This is a genomic window from Bacillus sp. FSL W7-1034 (assembly GCF_038593365.1).
GTDB lineage: Bacteria > Bacillota > Bacilli > Bacillales > Bacillaceae > Bacillus > Bacillus altitudinis.
Window position 1 is genome coordinate 2,837,222 of sequence record NZ_CP151989.1, and the last position, 23,999, is coordinate 2,861,220.

A 23,999-nucleotide genomic window follows, 5' to 3' on the forward strand; every position below is an offset into this window, starting at 1 on the left:
AAAAGCTCACGTCCTTTTATTTCTCCAGCTGGTTTGACTCGGATGGAGACAGCCCATCAGCTGTTTTTATGCGGCTTTCTAAAGGTCGGTGGTAGAATTCTTCCGGCCATTCCTCTAACGTCTTACCAAGAATACGCCCCGCAAGATCTCGTAAATCATTTGGCGATACTGCCCCAGCCTGAATAAATGGTGTTAGAACCTTCGCTATCTCTAATGGATCTCTAAAGTCAGGACCATTTAATAGAAAGCGGACATGCCATATATCTAAATCCGGGAGAAAAAGAGTATTGAGTTTCCCTGTAATAAGATGCCGCTCTGGCTGAAACACTTGCTCCTCCGTTGTTTTTCGCGCGGTATCTGCTGTAGCCTTGTTATAATCTTGTGACTCTCCTGTGTAAATAGGCGGCAGACGAAAAGCGGAGCGGATTTTGTTTCTCGTCTTTTCATCGTATTCTAAAAAGAGCGCATCCTCTTGCAGGATTTCCGCCAAGGATTTAAAGTTCACTTTGACATTTGATACATCTTCTTCACCTGTTAATCCTTTTTCTGTCGGAAGCCCTTCTACTTCAAGCAATAAAAACTTATGCGCATGATCAGACCCTTCAATATCATCCATATAATCTTGTAGCTGCTGATAAGAAGTCTCTGACAGCATGCCGTTTTCAACAATGATGGCACCAGGTACATGCCTTCCTTGCTTAAAATAAAGATAATTCAGCTCTTCTGCTTTTCGTGCGCCATACATATTGACGATGTTGCCAATCCAGCGGGGAATCCCATACGTCCCACTGCCAATTTTAAAATGAATGACTTCTGTTGCTTGAAGTGGTTCTGGTGTAGCATCATCGTACTTGCCTGTTTCACAATTTAATATGCGCGGATCACCATACTCCTTGAAAAAGACTTTCTTCTCATTGATGACCTGCACATATTTTCGGAATCGTTTCTTACGATTCATCGTCTTTAATTCGCCGTTTTCTGTGTAGCGGAATTCGACGTCGACTGGCTCACTCAGCTTGCAAATGCGGATATGGAGTGCATCCAAATACTCGATTCCTGCCGGCTTTCCTTGTCCATCCCGCAGCACCTCTAAAAAGCCATTTCCTGTTTTCTCCCGGTCTTCTAGGACATAACCAAGAATCACGTCAGCAGACTCATCATAGTTCATGTATTTCGTAAACTCTTCGAGTCTTGTCCATTCCTTCTCGGCTGTCTTCTTTTTGACCGGTTTCACATCTTCCGCATTAAAATCAAAGGCGTATTCCACCCCAAAGCCAAAGCCTAAAATGTTTGTTCGATACGCATCTATACATTGCTGAAGAATCGTTGAGTATTCTGCCATGCTTTTTAATTCATTGATATGGTAGGGCGGCGGGACAATGTCATCTTTTTCGTATGAAAATTCATCCTCATACATTTGTTTTGTATGATCAGACATGTTGGCCTTCATAATCGTTGCTTTTAATTGTTTCATTGTATGGACCTCCTCTCTCGGTTTGGACGGACACGCTCTGAAGCAGTCTGTTTCAAATCGGTCACCTCATAATCATCTAGCGCATACCAAATGGCGGATAATGTGTGTGGGTCGATTTGAAATTCATCTTCCTCTAAGCGGCCGTTCTTATCTGCCTTATAGGTTAGTGATTGAAGTTCATAGATGGTATAAGGGCAAGCATCAGAACAAATGATTTTCTTAAATCGTTTAATTTTCTTTGTATATTGCAAACGTGACCCTTGGAACTTATGCGCAGCGACCATTTGAAATCCGCGCTGCCGAAAATAGTGAATCGTTTTAGGCTCTGCTGCATCTGCCTTAATGAGTTCCTTTGATTCAACAAATTCTTTCAGATCAACAGCTGTTTCATCATCCGTTTTCCCGCGGTCGTAATATTCCCAATAAATATATAAGTACTTTTTTTCATGATCGACAGCTAACCGAATGAGCGCATTGTAGGATTCGACAAATCCAAAATCCATCCCCGCTCGTTTCAGCGGTCTTTCAATCTGCCCGATCGCTTCTAATACGTCAGTATGCTGTCTGACCTCAAATTGCGGAAACACTTTTGTTCCATTGATACCGAAGTATCCCTTTCTTGCAATTCGATAAAGATCTGGATCGTATTCTTTCAGCTCATCCAGCTGCTTGACATAGCTTTTAGGAAGAAATAGATTGTCTTCTGCTGTTGAGTGGTGATAGTACGTATCTTTTATCACGATGGTTCGCTGTTTGTATAAGGTTTCGTCATCAAGGACAAATCGTTTCAACTGTTCATCTCTAAAGAAATGTCTGTACGTCCAATTATCCTGACCAACGGGATTCGTCGATAACATCATATAAAGAGGTAAAACCGGATGTCTCAGCCTTCCAAGCAGTTCTTTAAACCCTTCATATGAAACCTCGGAACACTCCTCAATCCAAATCATTGAGATGTTGTTGATCGACTTCAATTTCTCAGGCTTGTCCAGTCCTTTAAATAAAATGCTGCTCCCATTGCGAAAAGTGAGAGCAAGCGGTGAACTGCGGCACTTTACTAGATGATCAATGCCAAGATCGCTGACGATTTCTTGTAAAAGAGAGTAGGTCGACTCCCGGTGCGTATCATACACTTCTCGAATGACAAGTGCTGTTCGTTTTTCCTCAAGCAGTTTTAAAACCAGCTTTAAAGCAATGTGATAGCTTTTGGAGGAGCCATAACCGCCTACTAAAAACTGAAACTTTTGATTCCAATCGAACAAAAAGTGTTCAAAGTGAGGATTGACTTCTTTTTCAATCAACGGTGTCATGAATCGTCCTCTTTTCTTTTGATCATGATATGAAGATCTTCTTCTTTTTCCTCACGAACTGCTTTTTTTGTTTTTTCGATTGTCAGCTCAATTTGCTTCAGCCTTAATCTTCGTTCATCTTTTGCGTGAGCGAGCTCTTCAAACTGTTTAATCAGCCGTCTTAGTTCTCCCATTGCACGAGATTGGGCATTTAAAAAAGTAGCATGCCGATCCCATGAAAATTGAAACGAAAATTCCTCTGCCGTGATCTCTGGCTCTGGATGAATGCCTTCGCCTGTTTCTTCCTCTAATGAAGAAGGCAAGTACGTCGCCTTTTTCAGTTCTTTGATCATGTCATCTTGATCTGCTACATGCATGATGCGCTGCGCTCGAATAATGGCTGCGTATTGAATTTGAATTTGATCCCAGATGATATCAAGAGATGTGCGCCCATCCATTTTTTCCATGATTTCAATCGTTTCATCTGAAAGAAATTGATGAAAGATCGAGTGCGCCTGCTTTGACGGTGTTTTTTGTCTTTGCCAGCCGTATCGTCTTTTCCATGATTTAACGGTATGGATGGAGACGTTGTAATGATCGGCTAGTTGCTGGTACGTCATCCCTTTCATATAATCCTGCTTAGCCTCTATCCGTTTATCTTTCATTTACATTCACCTGCCGCCTCCTTTTAGTTCGAATGATTCCCTGAAGAGAAATCATTTGTGCCGGGCTAGCAAACATTCGTTTGGTCTTTCTAACTATAGGTGGCAACTGTAAGACAAGCTTTTGAAGATTGATGTGATGAAAGAAAAAACGCCTATTCAGCAGCTCTGAATAGGCGTTCTTGTACTTTTTTGGACATTTTGGTCCGAGCTCTTTCCATATGTTTTTGGACTGTTCCTTTTTTTACATCTAGCATGATCGCAATCTCGCTAAATGACAGACCCTGCGTTGTGTGCATAAAAAACACGTCTTTCTCTCGATCTGTTAAAACAGACAAAGCTTCATCGATTCGCTTTTTATCCCGCTCACTTACCTCTCTTTCTTTCTCTTGAATGAGGGTGTATTCATGTGATAAAGCCTCTAATACCTCTTGATTAGCAAGAATGGTGCGCTGATACACAGACCGTCTATCTAATCCTCTGCGTGCGCCTGGCTCTCTCCCGATTTGAAGCCATTCCACCACGTATTCTAAATCACTGACCATACTGGCGATCATTTTTTGATCATGTTTGTCCTGATCTGACATCTGTTTCTCTTCTTTGTCTTTCAATTGTTCATATCGTTTTCTGGCATCTTTTAAACTTCTTTTATATTCAATCAGTAAATCTTGCATCTATGCTCTCTCCCTTTTTTAAGAAAATAAAAAACGGACACCAATCAGCCCCTTTTTATAGGGTCTTGATCAGTGTCCGCAGGCTTTCCGTCTTGGACTTATTCAGTTGTTCTTGTTCATCAGGCTAGCTGATTTTAAAACCAATCTCATGATCGACTCTTGCAAAATGTCCTTTTGCTGTTTGAATAATCGTTTTTCCATGCTCAGGTACATCCATCATATAAGCCGTTCCTACGTTTCCATCTAACACAATGACTTGAATCTTTCCTTTTTCCATTTCACCGACAAATGTCTGGTTTTCTTGAATCATGAGTTGTTTTGGCTCGTTCATATGCTTGTCTCCTTATTTGGTGGTGAGGATCTCATATCATCACCCATCGTATTTAAAATGATTTCCATTCGAGGTCGCATGCTATAAAACTGTGAAACTCTTAATTCTACAATCTGTAAAGAGGCGTCATCGGTAACGGCATGAAGTGCTTCTTGTATATACTGCAAATTTGGTTGAAGAATGCTGATGTGTACCGGGCGTATCAGGCCTTTTTCTGCAGATGTACGCGTGTCTTGGCTGTTCGCTAGATCAATGGGCATATTGTAAAATGAGCGAATGTCGAGTGATAATGCGCCTTTTATTTTGCTTGTGCATTGCGCTTTAGCGGCTGTTTGAATTCTGTTTATCAATGTCTCTTTTGTGCATAAATGTTCTTTTTCAATGATAAAATGAAGGACCATGCTACGATCTCCCGTCATCCTTCGCCCACTGCCGAATGTCTTGTTCGTTTTGACCCGCATTGAGCAAACATTTCAGGAATGTCATGATTTGCTTCAATCGATTCATGTCGCATTCATCCTTTCCTTCTTCTTGTCATCAACGGCTTTTTCTGCCATGAGGGTCATGTATGTGCGTTTTTCTTCTGCCGTGGGGAAAGCAAAAATCGGCTCTTTTTGATGAAAAGTGATCCAGCCGCCAGCTTGTACTAGGCAATGCTGTGCTTCTTTTCGGGCATCAAATGTCATCTGATGTCTCATCATCATCAAATCCTTTCTCACGGTCCTCGTCCTCTAATCGATAACCATTTCGGGACATTTCATATGGCCAGTAACGTTTTGGATAGCCGAAATCATTCATTTGTATCACCATCGGATGTTCGATATTCATTCTGTTTGTCTCCCCTTTTTAAGAACGGTCTTCCTCAAGACTATTACTCTTTTTGTGTAACTTTTGACCAAAAAAAAGCTCTTGAACACCGATATTTAGCAAATCTGCAATATGCTTGGCTATTTCTAAGCTGGGCTTTGTTCGGCCCATTTCTATATTTGCATAGCCACTCGTGTACTTATATCCAAGTTTTTTCGCCATATACGTTTGTGTTTTTCCTTGTAATATTCGTTCTTCTCGTAAATTTTCAAGTTTCATGTTTCCACCTCTTACTCATTATGTGTAAGTTATATTCATTATGATAATATACACAAAACGGGTAAGTCAATCATATTTTTATTCTTTTTGTGTATTTATTTATCTTTTCCGTGTAATTCATGATAAAATTTACACATAATATGAAAAAAGGTGTTTCCGATGGATAATTTGACTGGAAAGATTCTAACTGAATTAAGAGAGAAACATGGATGGAGTAAGTCTACCGTTGCCAAAAAACTCGGTTTAAAGGCGATGTCGACCTATGCTAACTGGGAGTATGGATTGAGAAAGCCAGATGGTGAAATGATTGTGAAAATCGCCGAGTTATACGGGGTCTCAACAGATTATCTTCTCACAGGTAAAGACAAAAACGCCTCTGATGACGATCTTGCAGATGATCCTGATTTGCAAATTGCGTTTAAAGCTGCCTCCGATTTTTCTGAAGAAGCACGAAGACAAACCATCGACTTTATTAACTACATTAGAGAGAAAGAGAAACAAAAAGGCCGTCAGCCAAAACAGACAGACGACAAATAAAAGATCTCTTTTCATAAAGCATCACATAGCTGGGTAGATACCCAGCTTTTTTTATGTCTCTTTTTCCCCCTAAAAAAGAATGACATATGAATAAAAAATCATGTTTTTTGGGATAAAATCGTCTTCCCCTACATAATATGTGACAATTTTCACCAAAAATACTCATTTTTCCACTTATTTTTATTGACATATAATTCTATTATTATTAATATATGTATATACCAAAAAAAGGAGTGTTACCGATGAAAAAATTAATGAAAGCTTGTACATTGTCTTTAGCTGCTTTAGGTGCTCTTACGTTCTTCCAAACTGAAGGTGCTCATGCAGCTGCACAGCCTAAAGAACCAGTTATAGCAAAAGCTCCTATTATGAATAAAGTGATTACGGTGAACCGCACACTTACTGTAGGTTCTTCAATCGCTGTTTCACTTCCAGCAAGTCAAATTTCTGTCTCAGGCGCAACGTATGCCATTCAATTAGACCAAACTGCTCCAAACTTCACATGGATCCGTGCTGTACAACGCGGTTCTGTTACAGTGTCTTACTATAATTCACTAGGTGAGCTTGTTATTAACTATATTACTGTTCGTTAAGCGATTTTTTTCATATGAAAAGGCGATGACTATATGTTCATCGCCTTTTTGTGTTTTTACTTAGGCTGCTTACCAGTGCTTGCCAATCTCTATCTATTATGTTAACTTTTAATAAAAATAAGTTTACATATTGAGAGGGGCTTATGATGGGAAAAATAACGTCTTTGTCTTGGGAAACGATCGTGAAGAAAGCCATCAATCATGAACCGATTACTATGGAAGAAGGTCTAAAAATTCTTGGAGCAGACGACGCAGAGTTGCTGCCTATTATGCATGCAGCTTATCAGGTGAGATTTCATTTTTTTCAAAAAAAGGTGAAGTTAAATATGATCTTTAACGCCAAAAGCGGATATTGTCCTGAAAACTGCGGGTATTGTTCACAATCGGTGATTTCAACAGCTCCTGTTGAGAGGTATACAATGCTTGACCAAAAAACCATTGTGGCCGGTGCGCGTGAGGCGTTAAAAAGAAAAGCGGGGACTTATTGTATTGTAGCAAGCGGGAGAGCACCTTCGCACCGTGAATTAGATGAAGTCACCGCAGCAGTAAAGGAAATTACTGAGACAATGCCTTTGAAGGTGTGTGCATGCCTTGGGTTATTAAATGAAGAAAAAGCGAAACGGCTGAAGGAAGCGGGTGTTCATCGGTATAATCATAATCTCAATACACACCAAGATCATCATGCTCAAATTACAACGACCCATACGTATGATGACCGCGTATCGACCATTGATAAGGTCAAACAGTCAGGGATGTCACCATGTTCAGGGGTTATTATTGGAATGGGCGAAACCAATCAACAAATTGTTGAAATGGCTTTTGCGCTGAGAGCCCTTGATGCGGATTCGATTCCCGTCAACTTTCTCCATGCAATTGAAGGAACGCCTCTTGAACATCAAGAACGCACACATCCGATTAAAGCGTTGAAGGTTTTGGCACTGATGCGATTTATCAACCCGGCTAAGGAAATTCGAGTATCTGGCGGAAGAGAGTTTAATTTGCGAACGCTTCAGCCTCTCGCATTATATGCAGCAAACTCTATTTTCGTAGGCGATTATTTAACGACAAAAGGACAGCAAGTTCAAACCGATCATCACATCATTGAAGATTTAGGTTTTGAAATAGAAGAATGTGCGCTTTAAAAAAGTCTGCCGATGGATCGGCAGACTTTTGACGTTGAGATTAGAATCTTTTATGGAAATCGACAGTACCGCTTCCTTCTTCGCGGTCAAAGCTGCCAACAAAAGTCCAGTTAATATAGCCGCCGTCACCATTGTTGACAAACGTACCATCTTCAAATACCCAAATACCAAACGTAATGCCGTCATATTCAACACTATCATAATAAACAACATTGTTCAGTCCGCTAAAGTCATGATCTTGGCTTAAGTTTTGAACAACTACGTTGTAATTTTGACCAGCTTCATAGAATGCACTGTATGCCGCATTTTTTACAAATCCATCACGATTTTGAGATGATTTTACTGCTTGTTCAATTTTATCGGCAATGGCTACTGGATCAATCGAGACACTTCCATCGACACCTGTTGTCGTAGCAGCTTCAGCCTTTTGACCAAAAGTCGTAAGAGATAAAGGGACAGCAACCATTGACGTAGCAATCATAGAGCTAACAAAAAATTTACTTGTTTTCCTCATTATTTCTAACTCCTCCTTTAATTGGTATGTCTATGTACTACCCTTTTCTTTGTCTCTTAAACACTAATTTAAGAAAAAACTTCTTTTTCTACCAATTAAGAGGCCGTTTTTACTGTTTAAAAGGGCAAAACAACAAAAAAACTACTCTTTTAAAAGAGTAGTTTTCCATCATTACATAAACAGGATGAATAAAATCAGACCGAGGATGATTCGGTAGATCGCAAAAGGCACAAGTTTGATTTTATTAATCAGTTTTAGGAAGAATCGAACAACAAAGAGAGCCACAATAAACGCACTCACAAAGCCCACAATAAAGAATGGAAGCATGTCTGTTGTTAAATATTCGGCATTTTTAACAAGTGTTAAGAGGCTTGCTCCCGCCATAATCGGCATGGCCATAATAAACGTAAAGTCAGCCGCCGCGCGGTGATTCAGACCAAGAATAACACCACCTGCTATTGTAGAACCCGAACGCGAGAAGCCTGGCCATAGTGCTAAACATTGAAATAACCCGATATACAGCGCTTGTCTGTACGTCATATTATCCACAGAGCTTGTTTCTGTTTTACGTTTATTGATCCAATCAGCGACAAGCATCAGCACAGCCCCTAAAATCAAACCGACAGCGACCGTTCTCACATCAAACAAATATTTATCAATATAATCTTCAAATAAGAATCCTAAAATGACGGCTGGGACGAGTCCAACAGCAATTTGAGCAATGGTCAGCTTATGTCCGCTGCGTTTTTGTTCTTCTGTGATATTTTTCTTTAAGCCTAACAAGTTCAAAATACGATCTTTAAACACGATCATGACAGCTAAAATAGAACCTAACTGAATCACGACTTTAAATGTGTTTGCAGCCTCTGGCGTAATGATGTCTTTTGATTTTAGCCAAAGATCATCAACAATGATCATATGCCCTGTAGACGAGACAGGTGCATACTCTGTTAATCCTTCGACAATTCCTAAAACCAGTGCCACGAATAAATCCCATAGATTCATGATTTTCTTTCCTTTCAATTCTGATCTTTTGAAGGCAAACATCTATGTCCACATAAAGACAAGCTTTCTTTTTCGAAAGCTCGTCTTTATGATACTATATTTTTTTCTAAAAAAGATTATGACATCAAACCTTTTCTTCTTTATACAAATTGGATCGCATTTTGAACCAATCAAACAGGTGGGTCGTGATCACTTTCAGAACGGCATACGTCGGAATCGCGACAATGATGCCGACTACGCTGAACAATTTACCTGCTGTTAATAGAACAAAGATAATCGTGATCGGATGGATATGAAGGTTTTTCCCCATGACCTGAGGAGAAATGAATTTCCCTTCAATGAGCTGAACCACTGTCCAGACAATGATCAGTTTCAGTAGCATAATAGGTGATGTGACAAGTGCAATCACAATCGCTGGTGTAATGGCAATTGTCGGCCCAAGGTAAGGCACTACACTTGTACATGCCGCAATAATCGCCAGAAGCAGCGCATAGTCAAGTCCAATAATCAGATAACCGATTAAAAGAAGAACACCGATACAGAAGCTGACAATGATCTGTCCAAGAATATAAGAGCTTAAGCGATGGTTCATTTCGTGAAGCACGATATGTGTATGCTCTCTAAACTTATTCGGAATAAATTTCAAGAAATAGTCAGGCAGTTTTTTGCCGTCTTTTAATAGATAAAACAGAATGAACGGAACCGTCACGATCGAGATGATAATTTCAGTAAGCGCCCCTAAGAAAGTGCCGACTCCGGTAAAAGTACTTTCCAAAATCTTCGTCGCTTGACTTGACGCTTTACTCACCAATTCAGAGACGTTAAAATTCATCGTTTTCTGCGCCTGATTAATGAAGTTGCTTCCTGTTAGTTGTCGAATCTGTTCTTCTACTGTATCAACGTATTTTGGCAGATTATGAAACAGACTCATCGTTTGTGCTTGTAAAAAAGGAATAATAGATACAATGGTCACTGTAATAATCCCAATAATGACAATATATAAAAGCAAAATCGAAAAGATCCGTTTGACCTTAAATCTCTCTAATAAATTCACAATTGGATTTAATAAATAATACACAACCCCCGTTAAAATAATCGGTAAGGCAATGGTTTTGATGAGTACAATGAGCGGCGTGAAAATAAAAGATGCTTTCATGAAAACAAGGATATTCAACCCTATTAATAGCAGGATGAGTAAAAAGAGAACAAACTTGTTATCAAGAAAAAATTTTCTAAATCGACTGCTCCACATTTGCATAGAATTCATATCTTTCCTCCAAACACGGGCTATTTTATTAGTAAATTGTACACTACTTGATCATCATTTTGTGATCATTGTTTCAGCTTTTCTTCCAGTTTCGCAATGGACATGGTCCATCCAATCAAAATCGGTTGTCCGATTAATCTCATCCATAACAAGGCTTGTTCTGTGCTCTCTTGCCCTGGAAATGGAATCCCTTCTCTCGCAGCAAATAGGTTCGCAGGGAAAATGAGCACCAGATAGACAGCGATCATTTTTGCTGCCACAATCCTTACGTTTGGAAGAAGCAGTAAAACGGCCAACAGCCATTCCAAGCATGCGGTGGCATAAATGATGCCATAGGGAAATGGCCATCCAGACATCATGCGGGCAAAGCCGCTTGGCTCTATCACATGATAAACACCGGCTGCTATAAATAAAAGCGCGAATGCGTATGTACTTCCTATATGTAGGATGCGCTTCATGTTCGTTTCCTCCTCCCTCCTTCTCAAGTATTACCCGAATGAAGGAGGAAACTATCCACTTTTCGTACATTTATACTCTTTATGTAAGACGCATCAGCTAAGGTAAAGGTTTCATCCGCTTTTCAATAAAAAAGAAGATTCTTTCATACAAACGCTTTCAAAGCATGTATAATCAGAGAAAAGCAGAAGGAGGGAATGTGATGATTCGATTTGCTGTCATCGGAACGAATTGGATTACAGATCGATTCTTACAGGCTGGTGAAGGAGTGGCGGATTTTACATGTACGGCCGTCTATTCTCGGTCTGCTGAAAAAGGACAGGCATTTGCAGACAAGTATGGCATTGATACCGTCTTTACTAATTTACAGCAAATGGCGGCAAGTGATGCGTTTGATGCTGTGTATATCGCAAGTCCAAACGCCCTTCACAAAGAGCAAGCGATGCTGATGATGGCGCATCAAAAACATGTATTATGTGAAAAACCATTGGCCTCTCACCGGAAAGAGGCTGAAGAAATGATTGCTGCTGCGAAAAAATATCAGGTGTGCTTAATGGAAGCGATGAAGACCACATTTCTGCCGAATTTTCTTCAAATCAAACAGCATCTTGATCAACTAGGCCCCATTCGGCAAGTGATCGCTCATTACTGTAAATATTCCTCAAGATACGATGCCTACCGAAACGGTGAGATTCCAAATGCTTTTAAGCCGGAATTATCCAATGGCTCCTTAATGGACATCGGCGTGTATCTTGTCTTTCCCATCATTTATTTATTCGGGCTGCCACATCAAATCACCGCGAGAGGCTATACACTTTCTTCTGGAGTTGATGGGAGCGGTTCATTACTTTTACAATATGAAGGGCATCAAGCACTGCTTTTTCATTCAAAAATCTCAACGTCTCATGTATCTGCTGAAATTCAAGGGGAGGATGCCACAATGGTGATTGATCAATTTCACCGTCCTTCTCGTATCACCATCCATGATCGGAATGGACAGCAAACCGATATTTCTCTCAAAGATGATCAACCTGCTATGTATTATGAAATCGATCACTTCATTCAATGCATCAAGCAAAAAAAGGGACAGTCGCCAGTCAATACATTTGCCTTATCCGTTCAAACCATGTCCGTCATGGACGAGGCGAGAAGACAAATGGGCATTATCTATCCAGCCGACAGACAAATGTAATGAGGCATTGAATGAACAAAGGGCGTTTTACAGCCCTTTGTTTGTTCGTGTGAATCTAGTTTGCCGCTAATACATCGGCAAATGCTTTCACATATGGCGGAAGGTCCGGCGGGCGTCTGCTTGATACAATATGACCATCTGTCACAACGGCTTCATCAAACCATTCCGCTCCAGCATTCGTCATATCATCTTTAATACCAGGTGTACTCGTCACTTTTGTACCTTTCAGGATACCAGCTGAAATGAGCACCCATCCGGCATGACAGATTTGTCCGATCGGTTTGCCCTTTGCATCAAACGTACGAACGATGTCTAATACTTCTGGATATCGGCGCAGTTTATCCGGTGCCCATCCCCCAGGAACGAGAACCGCATCATAATCATCTGCTTGAATGGAATAGAAGTCTGCATCTGATACAGCTGGCACTCCGTACTTCCCGATATATTCATGATCTGCTTTTTCGCCTACGAGATGGACAGTTGCCCCCTCTTCTCTTAATCGCAAAACGGGATACCATAGCTCTAAATCTTCAAAATCATCACTGACTAACGCAATGACCTTCTTATTTGATAAACGCATAACATCTCTCCTTTTCTTCGGATTTCCTCTATTGTACGAGATCATCTCTTAAAAAGAAAAGCGGTTCCCCTTGAGGAGAACCACTTTCCATTATTCACTGATCTTGAATTTTTTAATTAAGTCACGCAATTCTTCCGCCATTTGGGAAAGAGTCGTCGAAGAAGAACTAATCTCTTCCATTGATGCCAGCTGTTCTTCTGCTGATGCCGCGATATCTTGAATACTTGCTGAACTCTCTCTCGATACATCTGCAATTTCATTCACTGCTTTAGAAATTTGCTCAGATCCTTTTGAAAGCTCACGAACTGTCGTATTCATTTCATTGATTCTTGTCGCAATTTCTGCCGTTTGCTGATTGATTTGTGAGAAGCTTTCTTTTGTTTGGTCTGTAATTGATAGGCCATTTTTTACTTCTTCATTCACAGATTTGAACATATTTTGAGACGTTTCTATTTCAGAGACAATTTCTTTGACGAGTTTTTCAATCTCTTTTGCAGAATCTGATGATTGAACCGCCAGCTTACGGACTTCTTCTGCTACAACCGAGAAGCCTCTGCCTGACTCGCCCGCACGTGCTGCTTCAATGGCTGCATTCAGAGCCAGTAAATTCGTTTGATCTGCTATACCGTTAATGACACCTAAAATGTTGGTGATATCTTTTGATTTATGCTCTAATCCGTTAATCACACTTTCAGCTTCTTTCACTGAATGATCAATCGTTTTCATTTGGCCAACTGTCTGTTCAACAAGCTGTCCGCCTGTTTCTGCGACTGTTTTTGATTGAACCGATGATTCTGTAATGACATCAGATGTTTGTGCAACTTCATTTAGCCCTTCGTTCATTTGTTTCAAGTGGGCTGCGCTTTGTTCCACCATTTCACTTTGATTTTCGTTTCCGTTCGAGAATGTTTCAATGGATGATGTAATATGTTCGGTTGCTTTTGTCGTTTGACCTGCACTTGCCGTCAATTCTTCCGACGATGACGCCACGTTTTCAACAGATGTCTGTACAGCTTGGATGACGTCTCTGAGTGACTCACTCATTTCATTAAAACTTGTACCGAGCTGACCAATTTCATCCTTTGATTTAACATCAATTTTTTCTGTTAAATCTCCTTCGCTGATCTTCTTAGAAGAGGAGACAAGCATGGAAAGTGGTTTTGTAATAGAACGGATGATAAAGAAGATGAGAATACCGCCAATGATTAGCGCACCAGCTAATATAATAGCCGCCATGTTGAAGACTGGCTGCGCCGCTTCTTCTACTTCATTGACAAACATTGTACCGGCAATTTTCCAACCAGTCGCTTTGTTTGTTGTGAACTCCATTTGCTTTTCTTTTCCTTCAAACATATAACTCATTGAACCTTTGTCTTGTGTATAAAGCTTGTCTACCCAATCACCTTTTAATTTTGTTCCTGCTTTTTTCGTTGGATGTGCCACGTATGTTCGATCTGGGCTGCCGATAAAAGCATGACCTTCTTTACCAATATTGATACTATTAGACTCTTTTACTAGATTTGCAATGTCCAGGTTCATGGCAATAACACCAGAACCATCCTCTAGTTTTTTAGAAATCGTCACAACAAGCGTACCAGTTGATGCGGTTGGATATGGAGCGGAAACAGACAGCTCACCGTTTTTCGCCCAGCCATCTTTGTACCAATCCCGCTCAGTTGCGACATAATCAGCAGGCATTTTTTGATTAGGATATCTTGAGAACACTTTTCCATCACTTGAAGCAACAAAGATGCCTTCTGTGTCATCATTCATGCTCATGAACTGCTCAAAGCGCCCTTGAATATCAGTCGTTCCTTTTTGCCCCAGCTTTTTCTCCGTAATCCATTTGCTAAAGAAATCGGCTGCGTCTGTTTTTACTTTTACAACCTTCGTAATGTTTTTGTCCAGCTGTTCTACATTTTCCTTTGCACTTTGCATGATTTGATCATTTAAAGAGGTGCTCGCCGTATGATATGAAGAGAATGCCAATACGATAATTGGGCATAAAAGAATAAATAAGAAAGAGAAAACGAGCTTTTTTGATATCGATGGTTTTTTGAAATACTGTATGAAATTCATAAAAAAGAAAACTCCTTTTAGTAAGATAGTATATATATCGGAAGTACTACTAGGTTCTTTACTTTTTTAACTTATTAAAGTCTAGATAAGTCCAAAATACCCAAATTATGTGCAAATAACGGAAAAACCCCTGACGTCAAAACGTCAGGGGTTCTACTATGACTCTTATATTTTAAATTGTTTGATGAGCTCTCTCAGTTCTTCTGCCATTTGAGATAAAGTGGCGGAAGATGAGCTGATCTCTTCCATTGATGCCAGCTGTTCTTCTGCTGAAGCCGCAATATCTTGGAAACCTGCGGAACTTTCACGTGAAAGCTCTTTGATTTGATTGACTGCTTGTGAAATATCGTTTGAGCCATGAGAAAGTTCTTGGGCTGATCCGTTCATTTGTTTCATTTGTTCTGTCATTTCTGATGTCTTATGGGTGATTTTCTCAAAACTCACTTTCGTTTCATCTGTAATGTTTAATCCAGATTGAACTTCACCTGCTACTTGTCTAAACATCTTCTGCGACTTTTCAATTTCATCTACAATTTCGTTCGTTAGGCTTTCAATTTCTTTTGAAGAGCTGCCTGATTGCTCTGCCAGCTTGCGGACTTCTTCTGCGACCACAGAGAAGCCTCTTCCTGCCTCACCTGCACGCGCGGCTTCTATCGCTGCATTTAAAGCGAGGAGGTTCGTCTGATCTGCAATGCCGTTGATGACTCCAAGAATGCTTGTAATGTCCTTAGATTTCTGTTCTAGCCCTGCAATCACAAGCTCTGCTTCTTTCACTGCTTGTTCAATCGTTTGCATTTGACCTGCTGTTTTTTGAACGAGCTCTCCACCAGCCTGAGCGGTTTTGCTAGACTCGATAGATGATTCCATCATGTGAGAAGTCGTGTTGACCATATGTGATAAACTGCGATCCATGTCGTTTAGCTGGACAGAGCTTTTTTCAATCATCTCATTTTGATGTTCATTGCTGTTTGAGAACTGTTCAATAGATGAGGTAATATGCTCAGTTGCTTGGGCTGTCTGTCCTGCGCTAGCCGTTAATTCTTCAGATGAGGCAGCAACATTTTCAATTGAATTCTGGACGGCTTGAATGACTTGTTTCAGCTTTGCCGACATATCGTTAAAGCTCTGTGCAAGTTTGCCGATTTCATCATGTGTGCGCACCTCAATATGCTGGGTAAGATCCCCCTGACTGATTTTCTCAGCCGATTCAGAGAGCTCTATGAGTGGTTTTCGGATTGATTTAATAATAAAATAAATCGCGATTCCACCGATGACAATCGCAGCAGCTAGGATGATCATGGTTAAGTCAAGCACTGGCTGTGCAGCTTCCTTCACTTCGTTGACATACATTGTTCCCGCGAGCTTCCAGCCTGTCGCTTCATTTGTGTCATAAAACATTTGCTTCGGCTGTCCGTTGAATTCATATTCGAAACTGCCTTTTTTATTGTTATACATTTTTTCGATGAAATCGCCTGTCAGTTTCGTCCCGGCCTTTTCCGTTTTATGAGCAATGTAACGTTGGTCTGAGGTAGCGACAAACGCATAACCTTCTTGACCAATTTTGATGCTGTTTGTATCTTTCACAATTGTGTTCAATCGTACATTTATGCCGATAACACCAGAACCATCTGCTAACTGTTCTGATATTGTGATGAGCAGGTCATCTGATGACTTGTCTGTAAAAGGATCTGAAATGATGAGTTTGTCATCTCCCATTGATTGTTGAAACCATGGTTCATTTTTTGCGCTTTTGACACTGCCTTTATGAATCTCGGAATATTCAGTTAGTTTACCATTCTGATCTGCAACAAATACTTCTACGACATCGTCGTCTGTTTCCGATAGTTGCTCTAATTTCACCTTAAGTAAATCCTTATTTTTAGAGGCCAGTTCCTTTTTTTTCACCGATTTAGATAAATATGAAACAATATCAATTTTAGGCTGTACATCTTTATTGATCAGTTCATTTAATTGATTCACACCATTTGCAGCGCTAGACATAATCTCATCATTGAGAGACTTAGACGCCACTTCATAGGAAAATGCGGCCAACACAAGAATGGGCACTAGGAGAATCGCTAAGAATGCAGTAATTAATTTCTTTGACATCGTAAAGTGCTTAAAAAAGTTGATTTTTTTCATGACTCTACTCCTTTTGGTTTATGATTTGGGATCATCCCCCTCTATTCTTAGGTAATACGGATTATTTTTCAAGGTGTAATGTTCAAAAAACCACCAAAATAAGCATATTTACCTATTCCTTTCGATTTATTCACTTCGAAAAAAGAACCCCAAAAAGCTGGAGGTTCTTTTCATTTGGTTTATTCGACTTTAAATTTGCTAATCAAATCACGTAATTCTTCTGCCATTGAAGAAAGGGTGGCAGAGGATGAGCTGATCTCTTCCATTGATGCCAGCTGTTCTTCTGCTGAAGCCGCAATGTCTTGAATATTGGCGGAGCTTTCACGGGATACGTCTGCAATCTCACGGACAGCCTCAGAAACATGTGCAGATCCTTTTGACAACTGGACAACTGTTCGATTCATTGTTTGGAGCTGATCTGAGATTTCTTTGGTCATGTCGAAAATATTGTGGAAGCTGACTTTCGTTTGTTCAGTAAAGCTTAAGCCTGATTGAACTTCTTGATTTACTGCTGTGAATACTTCTTGTGATACATCAATATCTTGAACGATTTCTTTGATTAAGTTTTCAATTTCTTTCGCTGAGTTGGCAGATTGAACAGCAAGTTTTCTTACTTCTTCTGCTACAACGGAGAAACCTCGACCAGATTCGCCAGCTCTTGCTGCCTCAATCGCTGCATTCAGCGCAAGTAAATTCGTTTGATCTGCGATGCCATTAATGACACCAAGAATCTGGGTAATATCTTTTGATTTGCTTTCTAGCGCACTGATGACATTCTCTGCTTTTTTCACTGATTGATCAATCACGTTCATTTGAGAAGCGGTTTTTTCTACTAGCTGTCCGCCTTCTCCTGCAATCTCTGTTGATTTGATGGATGAAGCGGTAATCGATTCAGCCGATTCATTCATGTGCTGAAGGCCTCTGTTCATTTCTTCTAACTCTTCTGAGCTTGATTCCACTTTATCATTCTGGCTTTCGTTACCAGTAGAGAATTGTTCAATGGCTAATGTAATATGCTCTGTTGCTTTACTTGTTTGTCCTGCGCTTGCGGTCAGTTCTTCTGATGAAGAAGCGACATTTTCAACGGAGGTTTGGACGGCACCAATGAGGGATCTTAATGAGTCAATCATCGTATTAAAGCCTTTACCAACTTGTCCTATTTCATCATCTGATTGAATCTGAAGTTTATCACGTAAATCACCATCGCTGACCTTTTTCGAGAAACGGGCCAGATTGGATAATCTATTTGAAATAGAGCGGACAATAAAGAAGATGAGGGTTCCTGCTACGATCAGTGTCACACTGAACACAATAATGGCTGTATTGAAAACGGGTTTAGCTGCATCCTCTACTTCTGATACGAGCATCGTACCGCCGATTTTCCAGCCGGTTAGTTCATTGGTGACATAAGCTACCTTTTTATCTGTTCCATTGAGTGTATAGCTGCCGTTTCCTTGTTTGTTTTTAAAAATAATGTTCGCCAAATTCTCATTGACTTTGCTTCCTGGCTTTTGGGTTGGATCTGCTAACACAGTTTTATCCTTCTCCATGATGAAAGCATATCCTTTTTGACCTATTTTGATTTCTTTTAGCTTTTGAATGAGGCTGTCAATTTCCATATCAAGACCAATCACCCCTGAGCCATCTTTCATTTTTTGGGCAATGGTGATGACCATTTTACCTGTAGATGCTGCGACATATGGCTTCGTGATGACTTGTTTACCATCAGCACTCATGGCCTCTTGATACCATGGACGCTCTCGCGGGTCATAGCCATCAGGCATTTTTTGAACTGGGTATTGCATGAACAAACCCTTTTCTGAACCTGCATAAATGGCTGAGACATCTTTTTCATTAATTTTTCCATATTGCTGCAATTCTTTAATGGTAGCTTTTCTATTTTTTTCTTGAAGATTAGCCGCTTTGAGATCATCTGTAAACAGAGTCACAGCCTCTGCCTTGTTCCCAATATTCTCATCGATTAAGGTATCAAATGCATTGACCTGACTCATCGCACTGCCCATAATCTGTTTGTCTAACTCTGTCTTTGATGTGAAAAACGCACTAATGGTCAGTGCAACAGTTGGCAGTATAAGGACTACCAAAAAGGCAATAACTAATTTTTTAGAAATGGATGGTTTTTTGAACCATTGGATCATTTTTCCCATTTTCTCTTTCCCCCTTTACTTCTCTAAAGTTATTATCGGATGAAAGGTTTATTTTTAGAGGGCTGGAAATGACGTTTAAAAATAAAAAAAATACCCAGACAATTCTGGATATTTTTTCATCGTTTTTTAATCAATTTTAAATTGACTTGTCAGCTCTTTTAGTTCCTCAGCCATATTGGCAAGTGTGACAGAAGAGGACGAAATTTCTTCCATAGATGCCAATTGTTCTTCAGCAGATGCCGCAATATCTTGAATGTTCGCCGCACTTTCTCTTGAAACTTGACGCATCTCTTGCATGGCTTGTGATACAAGTTTTGACCCGCTTGATAGGTCAACCGCTGTATCATTTAATTGAGTGAGCTTTTTCGACATACCTTCTGCCGCCTCATAGATGTTTTGGAAGCTTTCTTTTGCTTCTTCTGTCATCCCAAGTCCTGCATTTACTTCTCGGTTAACAGCTTTGAACATCTCTTGAGATTTGGAAATTTCCAACACAATTTCTTGGATCAGCTTTTCAATTTCTTTCGCTGAATCTGCAGATTGGACTGCTAGTTTTCTGACTTCCTCTGCTACGACAGAGAAACCGCGCCCTGATTCACCTGCTCTTGCTGCTTCAATGGCTGCATTGAGTGCAAGTAAATTCGTTTGATCTGCGATGCCATTAATGACATTTAAAATGCTGGTAATATCTTTAGACTTGTATTCTAATTCTTTCATGACTTGTTCGGCTTCTTGTACAGATGTATCGATATGTTTCATTTGATTCGCTGTGCTTTCAACGATACGTCCGCCTTGTCCAGCCGCTTCTGTCGATTGAATGGAGACAGCAGTCACTTCTGATGAAGTTTGTGACATACCTTGTAATCCTTCATTCATTGCGACAAGCTGATTCGTGCTAGATTCGACTTTCTCATTTTGTGCTTCATTCCCATTTGAGAATTGTTCAATCGACATGGTGATATGCTCTGTCGCCTGACTTGTTTGGCTGGCACTAGCAGTCAGCTCTTCTGAAGCTGAAGCTACATTGTCGACAGATTGCTGGACCGCTCGGATAACTTCACGCAAAGATTCACTCATCTTACTAAAGCTTCTTGTGAGGTCTCCTATTTCATCCTTCGATTTGGTTTCGAGGGTTTCCGTTAGATCCCCTTCACTCACCTTTTCTGAGAAATCAACAAGCCTTCTAAGTCCAATTGTGATGGAGCGAACGATAAAGAAGATCGCAATACCGCCAAGGATAAAAGAAGAAATTAAAAGAATAATGGCAGAATTCCAAACTGGCTGTGCTGCTTCTTCTGTTTCTGATACAAACATCGTTCCAGCAATTTTCCAACCTGTTAAATCATTTGTTACAAAAACGAGACGTTTTTGCTCTCCTTTATTCTCATAAGTTGATGTTCCTTCTTTGCTGCTGTAAAGGATTGATGAAATATTTTCAGTCACTGCAGATCCTGATTTTTCTTCTGGATGAGCGACAATCTGTTTATTTTTATTCGCAATAATTGGATATCCTTCTCGTCCAATTTTAATATCTTTGATTTTATCGACGATATCCTGAACATCAATATCAATCCCAATGGCTCCCGATCCGTCCTTCAGACGCTGAGCGATTGTGACAACCATGCCGTTTGTTGTGGCAGAGATGTATGGATTGGTGACCACAGGTTCACCTTTTTCGTCCTGCATCGCCGCTTTATACCAATCACGAGTTGTTGGATCATAGCCTTTTGGCATGTCTACTTTAGGGAACTGAATAAAGTCACGATTTTTACTTGCTGCATAAAACCCAACCACATCATCTTCATTGATCTTACTGTATATCTCAAAATGCTCATACAGTTCGTCCTGGTTTTTCTTTTTAAAGTCTGCAGCACTGGATGTTTCGGTAAACAGTTTGACTGCGTTCTCCTTATTCAAAAGCTTTTGCTCGATCATGTCATTCAGCTCATTGACTCTTGCGTTTGCTCCGTACATGATTTCATGATCTAATTCTTCTTTGGCAATCTGATATGAAATCGTACTGAGTGTAATGATAGGCAAGACGAGAACAAGTGTGAATGAAATAATCAGCCTTTTAGAAATCGATGGTTTTTTCAACCATTTTATGATACTTTTCATGTTTTTCCTCCTTTTAAACGTTATGTTTTATATCGGACATCTTCATATTATTTTCATGTTTTTCAAATAAAAAGGATGCCTTTTTGTTTATTTTCACAAATTGATTCCTTGCCCAAGCATCCCGCATACGCTAATACAAAAGGGGGCGCTTTTCATATGATTATCCTTTCAGGACAGCCAGTGACAAATGAGCAGCTGGCATCGTTTCAGCTAGAAGGACAAAAGCGGATCATTTTGATGCAGTTACAAGCCTCAAATGATACGTTCCGTTATAGGCAGGCATCTGATTTGTTATTTGAGGTGACTTTAAGATCGAATATCATGAATGCGGCAAGAGATTTGAATAAGAGCGGTGCCTCATTTGCTATCTTTCAAAGGTCCCGTGCGAATGACGCCTATTGGCGTGTATCAGAGGCCGGAGCGTTAGAACTGCGCTATCAAGTCGAGCCATCTACAGGGATTAAAGACATCTTTGAAAATGGCTCAAAATATGCCTTTGAATGTGCCACAGCGATTGTCATTGTGTTTTATATGGGAGTCTTGCAAACGGTAGGAGACGAGAAGTTCAATCGAAGACTTAGAAGTTTAACACTGTATGACTGGCACTATGATACATTGTCCATTTATACAGAGCGCGGAAATGATTTTATTTATGGGGATTGCCTATATTTCGAGAATCCAGAGTTTAGCTATCAACAGTCTCAATGGCGCGGAGAAAATGTGATTTACTTAGGGGAAGATCAATATTATGGGCATGGGCTTGGGATCTTAACAGCTGCAGAGATTATCGATAAATTAAATGCCAGAAGACGGCCAGGGGCGGTTCAGTCCGCTTATTTACTGCCGCAGACTACTAGGATGGATGTTATTTATCTCAGGCAAATGTTTGGCAGCTAAAAAAGGCCTCTTGTCTATAGGTTATGACAAGGGGCCTTTGTATGCCTTACGTTTTCGGTAATCATGGAGCGTGCCAAGCATTGTGTTTGCTAGGATTTCCATTTCTTCTAGATCGTTTCTTGTGACTGGAGGGTCGTGCTGATTCCATTTCACATAACGAACGAAATAGTAATGACGAATGGGGGTAAGAACAGCAGGGGAGTGCGGAAAATCATCAAATAGAAATTCAATTTGTCCTTTTTTCCGATATGAATGTTTTAAGATTTCCATCCTGTCACACCACCCATCATCAAATTATATCTGCGTGAGTTCATGCATGATCTCTTCAACGGTTAAAATGGAATGAATACGGCCAACCCCCTGACCTGCCCAAAGAGCCATTTGTTCTGGGTTTCCTGTAGCAGCTGCCGCTTTTCGCATCGGTGTTGTCCATACATGCTGTATAGGATAAGGAAGAACCCGGTCTTCATTTCGTCTTTCTTCCTCCATCCACTGATTGACAATACCTCTGGCCTTTTTTCCAGAGAAAAGCCGTGTCATCGCTGTTTCACTGCCTTCTGCCTGTAACAGCGCCTTTTTGTACACATCTGCCGCAGCACTTTCTTGACTCGCTAAAAATCGTGTCCCTATTTGAACCACATCTGCTCCAAGTGCTAGTGCAGCTTTCATAGTGGTCCTGTCTGTGATACCTCCAGCGGCAATCAATGGGATATGACAGACAGACCTGACATCACTGATCAGGCAGAAAAGTCCCTGCAGAGCATCTCCCTTTGAATGTAAAAAGGTGCCTCGGTGCCCTCCTGCTTCGCTTCCTTGCAGAACAATGGCATCCATGCCTTTTTCTTCTAAAAGCAGTGCTTCTTTTTTTGTTGTAGCTGTTCCGATGAGAAAGATCCCCTTTTGTTTCAGGTGATGAATTGTTTGTTCGTTTGGACAGGCAAATGTAAACGACACAGCTGGGACTTCTTCTTCTTGAAGAATGTTGATTTTTTGTTCATAGTCCTTCCATAATTCTTCTTCGCTAGGGATTATCTGTGCTTCTGGTATGACAGGTAGCCGATCTGTCCAAAATGATACATCTTCTGTTTTCGTTTCTGAAATGGGTTCAGGGACAAACACATTCACTTGAAATGGACGAGATGTCAGCTGTTTGACCTGTCTGATTTGCTGCCTCATCTTTTCAGGCTGTACATAACCACTTGCTAAGCTGCCGAGACCCCCATATTGTGAAACAGCGGCGACAAGCTGCGGCGTCACCGCTCCTCCTGCCATTGGTGCTTGAATGATGCCATGTTCAATTTGAAGTAACGCTGTGAATTCTCCCATCTTCTCCCCCGCCCTTACTCGTTAGATGACACCTGTACATAAAAGTGACGATGTCTCGGTCCGTCAAACTCACAAAAATAGATTCCCTGCCACGTTCCAAGCACAAGATCACCATGATGGACAAGAACGTGCTGAGATGCTCCCATATAACTAGCTTTCATATGCGCTGCTGTATTGCCTTCCATATGACGATCTTTTGAATGTTCCCACGGAAAGACTTCGTCAAGCCGGCGCAGCATATCACGTTTGACGTCTGGGTCGGCATTTTCATTAATGGTGATTCCAGCCGTCGTATGTGGACAATAGACCATAACCGTTCCGTTTTGAATCCCAGTTTCCCGGACATATTGCTGAACTTCATGGGTAATGTCTATCATGTCATCGTGTTTGTCTGTTTGTACGTTGATTTTTTTCATTTCACTGGCTCCTTTTGATCATGTCTATAAAACCATACCCTTTTTATGTGA

General features: G+C 40.5%; 26 protein-coding genes. 5 read left to right on the plus strand and 21 right to left on the minus strand.

Features of this window, described 5'->3' with window-relative positions; all coding sequences use genetic code 11:
- Positions 1-16: 16 nt before the first annotated feature.
- From NST73_RS14710 to NST73_RS14750, 9 genes are all read right to left on the minus strand, one after another.
- On the minus strand, positions 17-1,474 hold the full coding sequence (locus NST73_RS14710) for a phage portal protein (RefSeq protein WP_041507681.1): 1,458 nt from the start codon (positions 1,472-1,474) through the stop codon (positions 17-19).
- Positions 1,471-2,772 carry a PBSX family phage terminase large subunit gene (locus NST73_RS14715; protein WP_163116708.1) on the minus strand — a complete coding sequence of 434 codons (1,302 nt, stop codon included), beginning with the start codon at positions 2,770-2,772 and terminating at the stop codon, positions 1,471-1,473. Before NST73_RS14715 ends, NST73_RS14710 begins: the two co-directional genes overlap by 4 nt.
- 8 nt (positions 2,773-2,780) lie before the next feature.
- On the minus strand, positions 2,781-3,428 hold the full coding sequence (gene terS, locus NST73_RS14720; protein WP_008344125.1) for a phage terminase small subunit: 648 nt from the start codon (positions 3,426-3,428) through the stop codon (positions 2,781-2,783).
- Between the two features lie 152 nt (positions 3,429-3,580).
- The gene (locus tag NST73_RS14725) at positions 3,581-4,099 is read right to left on the minus strand and encodes a sigma-70 family RNA polymerase sigma factor (protein WP_096881788.1); all 519 of its coding nucleotides are present in this window, start codon (positions 4,097-4,099) and stop codon (positions 3,581-3,583) included.
- 124 nt (positions 4,100-4,223) lie between these two features.
- Positions 4,224-4,430 carry an XtrA/YqaO family protein gene (locus NST73_RS14730; protein ID WP_008344129.1) on the minus strand — a complete coding sequence of 69 codons (207 nt, stop codon included), beginning with the start codon at positions 4,428-4,430 and terminating at the stop codon, positions 4,224-4,226.
- Positions 4,427-4,831 (minus strand): Holliday junction DNA helicase, encoded by a 405-nt coding sequence (locus NST73_RS14735; RefSeq protein ID WP_041507685.1) that lies wholly within the window; start codon positions 4,829-4,831, stop codon positions 4,427-4,429. Before NST73_RS14735 ends, NST73_RS14730 begins: the two co-directional genes overlap by 4 nt.
- 102 nt (positions 4,832-4,933) lie before the next feature.
- Positions 4,934-5,116, minus strand: coding sequence for a hypothetical protein (locus NST73_RS14740; RefSeq protein WP_017358978.1), 183 nt, complete (start codon positions 5,114-5,116; stop codon positions 4,934-4,936).
- Positions 5,106-5,258: a hypothetical protein gene (locus NST73_RS14745; protein WP_201268110.1), complete on the minus strand. Its 153-nt coding sequence runs from the start codon at positions 5,256-5,258 to the stop codon at positions 5,106-5,108. Before NST73_RS14745 ends, NST73_RS14740 begins: the two co-directional genes overlap by 11 nt.
- Positions 5,259-5,276: 18 nt before the next feature.
- Positions 5,277-5,516, minus strand: a complete 240-nt coding sequence (locus NST73_RS14750) for a helix-turn-helix transcriptional regulator (protein ID WP_017358976.1) — start codon at positions 5,514-5,516, stop codon at positions 5,277-5,279.
- 159 nt (positions 5,517-5,675) lie between these two features.
- Here NST73_RS14750 and NST73_RS14755 point away from each other — a divergent pair, with 159 nt between their 5' ends.
- The 3 genes from NST73_RS14755 to bioB all read left to right on the plus strand — a co-directional run bounded on the left by NST73_RS14755 (position 5,676) and on the right by bioB (position 7,788).
- Positions 5,676-6,053: a helix-turn-helix transcriptional regulator gene (locus NST73_RS14755; protein WP_007500560.1), complete on the plus strand. Its 378-nt coding sequence runs from the start codon at positions 5,676-5,678 to the stop codon at positions 6,051-6,053.
- A gap of 242 nt (positions 6,054-6,295) precedes the next feature.
- Entirely contained in the window at positions 6,296-6,646 is a 351-nt protein-coding gene (locus tag NST73_RS14760) for a hypothetical protein (RefSeq protein ID WP_003213146.1), read from the plus strand.
- A gap of 146 nt (positions 6,647-6,792) precedes the next feature.
- Entirely contained in the window at positions 6,793-7,788 is a 996-nt protein-coding gene (bioB, locus tag NST73_RS14765) for a biotin synthase BioB (protein ID WP_061420057.1), read from the plus strand.
- A gap of 40 nt (positions 7,789-7,828) precedes the next feature.
- On the opposite strand, the gene NST73_RS14770 is transcribed toward bioB, so the two are convergent.
- From NST73_RS14770 to NST73_RS14785, 4 genes are all read right to left on the minus strand, one after another.
- Positions 7,829-8,302 carry a hypothetical protein gene (locus tag NST73_RS14770; RefSeq protein ID WP_007500557.1) on the minus strand — a complete coding sequence of 158 codons (474 nt, stop codon included), beginning with the start codon at positions 8,300-8,302 and terminating at the stop codon, positions 7,829-7,831.
- Positions 8,303-8,473: 171 nt separating this feature from the next.
- On the minus strand, positions 8,474-9,307 hold the full coding sequence (locus NST73_RS14775) for an undecaprenyl-diphosphate phosphatase (RefSeq protein WP_024719699.1): 834 nt from the start codon (positions 9,305-9,307) through the stop codon (positions 8,474-8,476).
- A 124-nt stretch (positions 9,308-9,431) separates the two neighbouring features.
- Positions 9,432-10,574, minus strand: coding sequence for an AI-2E family transporter (locus tag NST73_RS14780; protein ID WP_024719700.1), 1,143 nt, complete (start codon positions 10,572-10,574; stop codon positions 9,432-9,434).
- A 65-nt stretch (positions 10,575-10,639) separates the two neighbouring features.
- The gene (locus NST73_RS14785) at positions 10,640-11,032 is read right to left on the minus strand and encodes a hypothetical protein (protein ID WP_342499172.1); all 393 of its coding nucleotides are present in this window, start codon (positions 11,030-11,032) and stop codon (positions 10,640-10,642) included.
- 200 nt (positions 11,033-11,232) lie between these two features.
- Between NST73_RS14785 and NST73_RS14790 the strand changes: the two genes are divergently transcribed.
- Entirely contained in the window at positions 11,233-12,222 is a 990-nt protein-coding gene (locus tag NST73_RS14790) for a Gfo/Idh/MocA family oxidoreductase (RefSeq protein WP_125589757.1), read from the plus strand.
- Positions 12,223-12,277: 55 nt separating this feature from the next.
- Here the strand turns inward: NST73_RS14790 and NST73_RS14795 are convergent, their stop codons facing one another.
- From NST73_RS14795 to NST73_RS14815, 5 genes are all read right to left on the minus strand, one after another.
- Positions 12,278-12,802, minus strand: a complete 525-nt coding sequence (locus NST73_RS14795; RefSeq protein WP_144665841.1) for a type 1 glutamine amidotransferase domain-containing protein — start codon at positions 12,800-12,802, stop codon at positions 12,278-12,280.
- 90 nt (positions 12,803-12,892) lie between these two features.
- Positions 12,893-14,881, minus strand: coding sequence for a methyl-accepting chemotaxis protein (locus NST73_RS14800; protein WP_342499173.1), 1,989 nt, complete (start codon positions 14,879-14,881; stop codon positions 12,893-12,895).
- A gap of 165 nt (positions 14,882-15,046) precedes the next feature.
- A complete protein-coding gene (locus NST73_RS14805; protein ID WP_342499174.1) occupies positions 15,047-17,023 on the minus strand; it encodes a methyl-accepting chemotaxis protein in 1,977 nt (658 codons plus the stop codon).
- Positions 17,024-17,202: 179 nt separating this feature from the next.
- On the minus strand, positions 17,203-19,191 hold the full coding sequence (locus NST73_RS14810) for a methyl-accepting chemotaxis protein (protein WP_342499175.1): 1,989 nt from the start codon (positions 19,189-19,191) through the stop codon (positions 17,203-17,205).
- A gap of 126 nt (positions 19,192-19,317) precedes the next feature.
- Positions 19,318-21,309: a methyl-accepting chemotaxis protein gene (locus NST73_RS14815; RefSeq protein ID WP_024719706.1), complete on the minus strand. Its 1,992-nt coding sequence runs from the start codon at positions 21,307-21,309 to the stop codon at positions 19,318-19,320.
- A 156-nt stretch (positions 21,310-21,465) separates the two neighbouring features.
- Here NST73_RS14815 and NST73_RS14820 point away from each other — a divergent pair, with 156 nt between their 5' ends.
- Complete coding sequence (locus tag NST73_RS14820; RefSeq protein ID WP_008345763.1) at positions 21,466-22,206, plus strand: protein-glutamine gamma-glutamyltransferase; 741 nt, start codon at positions 21,466-21,468, stop codon at positions 22,204-22,206.
- 21 nt (positions 22,207-22,227) lie between these two features.
- Here the strand turns inward: NST73_RS14820 and NST73_RS14825 are convergent, their stop codons facing one another.
- Genes NST73_RS14825 through NST73_RS14835 form a run of 3 tightly spaced genes read right to left on the minus strand, consistent with a single transcriptional unit; the run spans position 22,228 to position 23,948 of the window.
- Entirely contained in the window at positions 22,228-22,476 is a 249-nt protein-coding gene (locus NST73_RS14825) for a hypothetical protein (protein WP_017358966.1), read from the minus strand.
- A gap of 24 nt (positions 22,477-22,500) precedes the next feature.
- A complete protein-coding gene (locus tag NST73_RS14830) occupies positions 22,501-23,532 on the minus strand; it encodes a nitronate monooxygenase (protein ID WP_342499176.1) in 1,032 nt (343 codons plus the stop codon).
- A 14-nt stretch (positions 23,533-23,546) separates the two neighbouring features.
- Positions 23,547-23,948 carry a secondary thiamine-phosphate synthase enzyme YjbQ gene (locus NST73_RS14835; RefSeq protein WP_025207889.1) on the minus strand — a complete coding sequence of 134 codons (402 nt, stop codon included), beginning with the start codon at positions 23,946-23,948 and terminating at the stop codon, positions 23,547-23,549.
- Between the last annotated feature and the right edge of the window lie 51 nt (positions 23,949-23,999).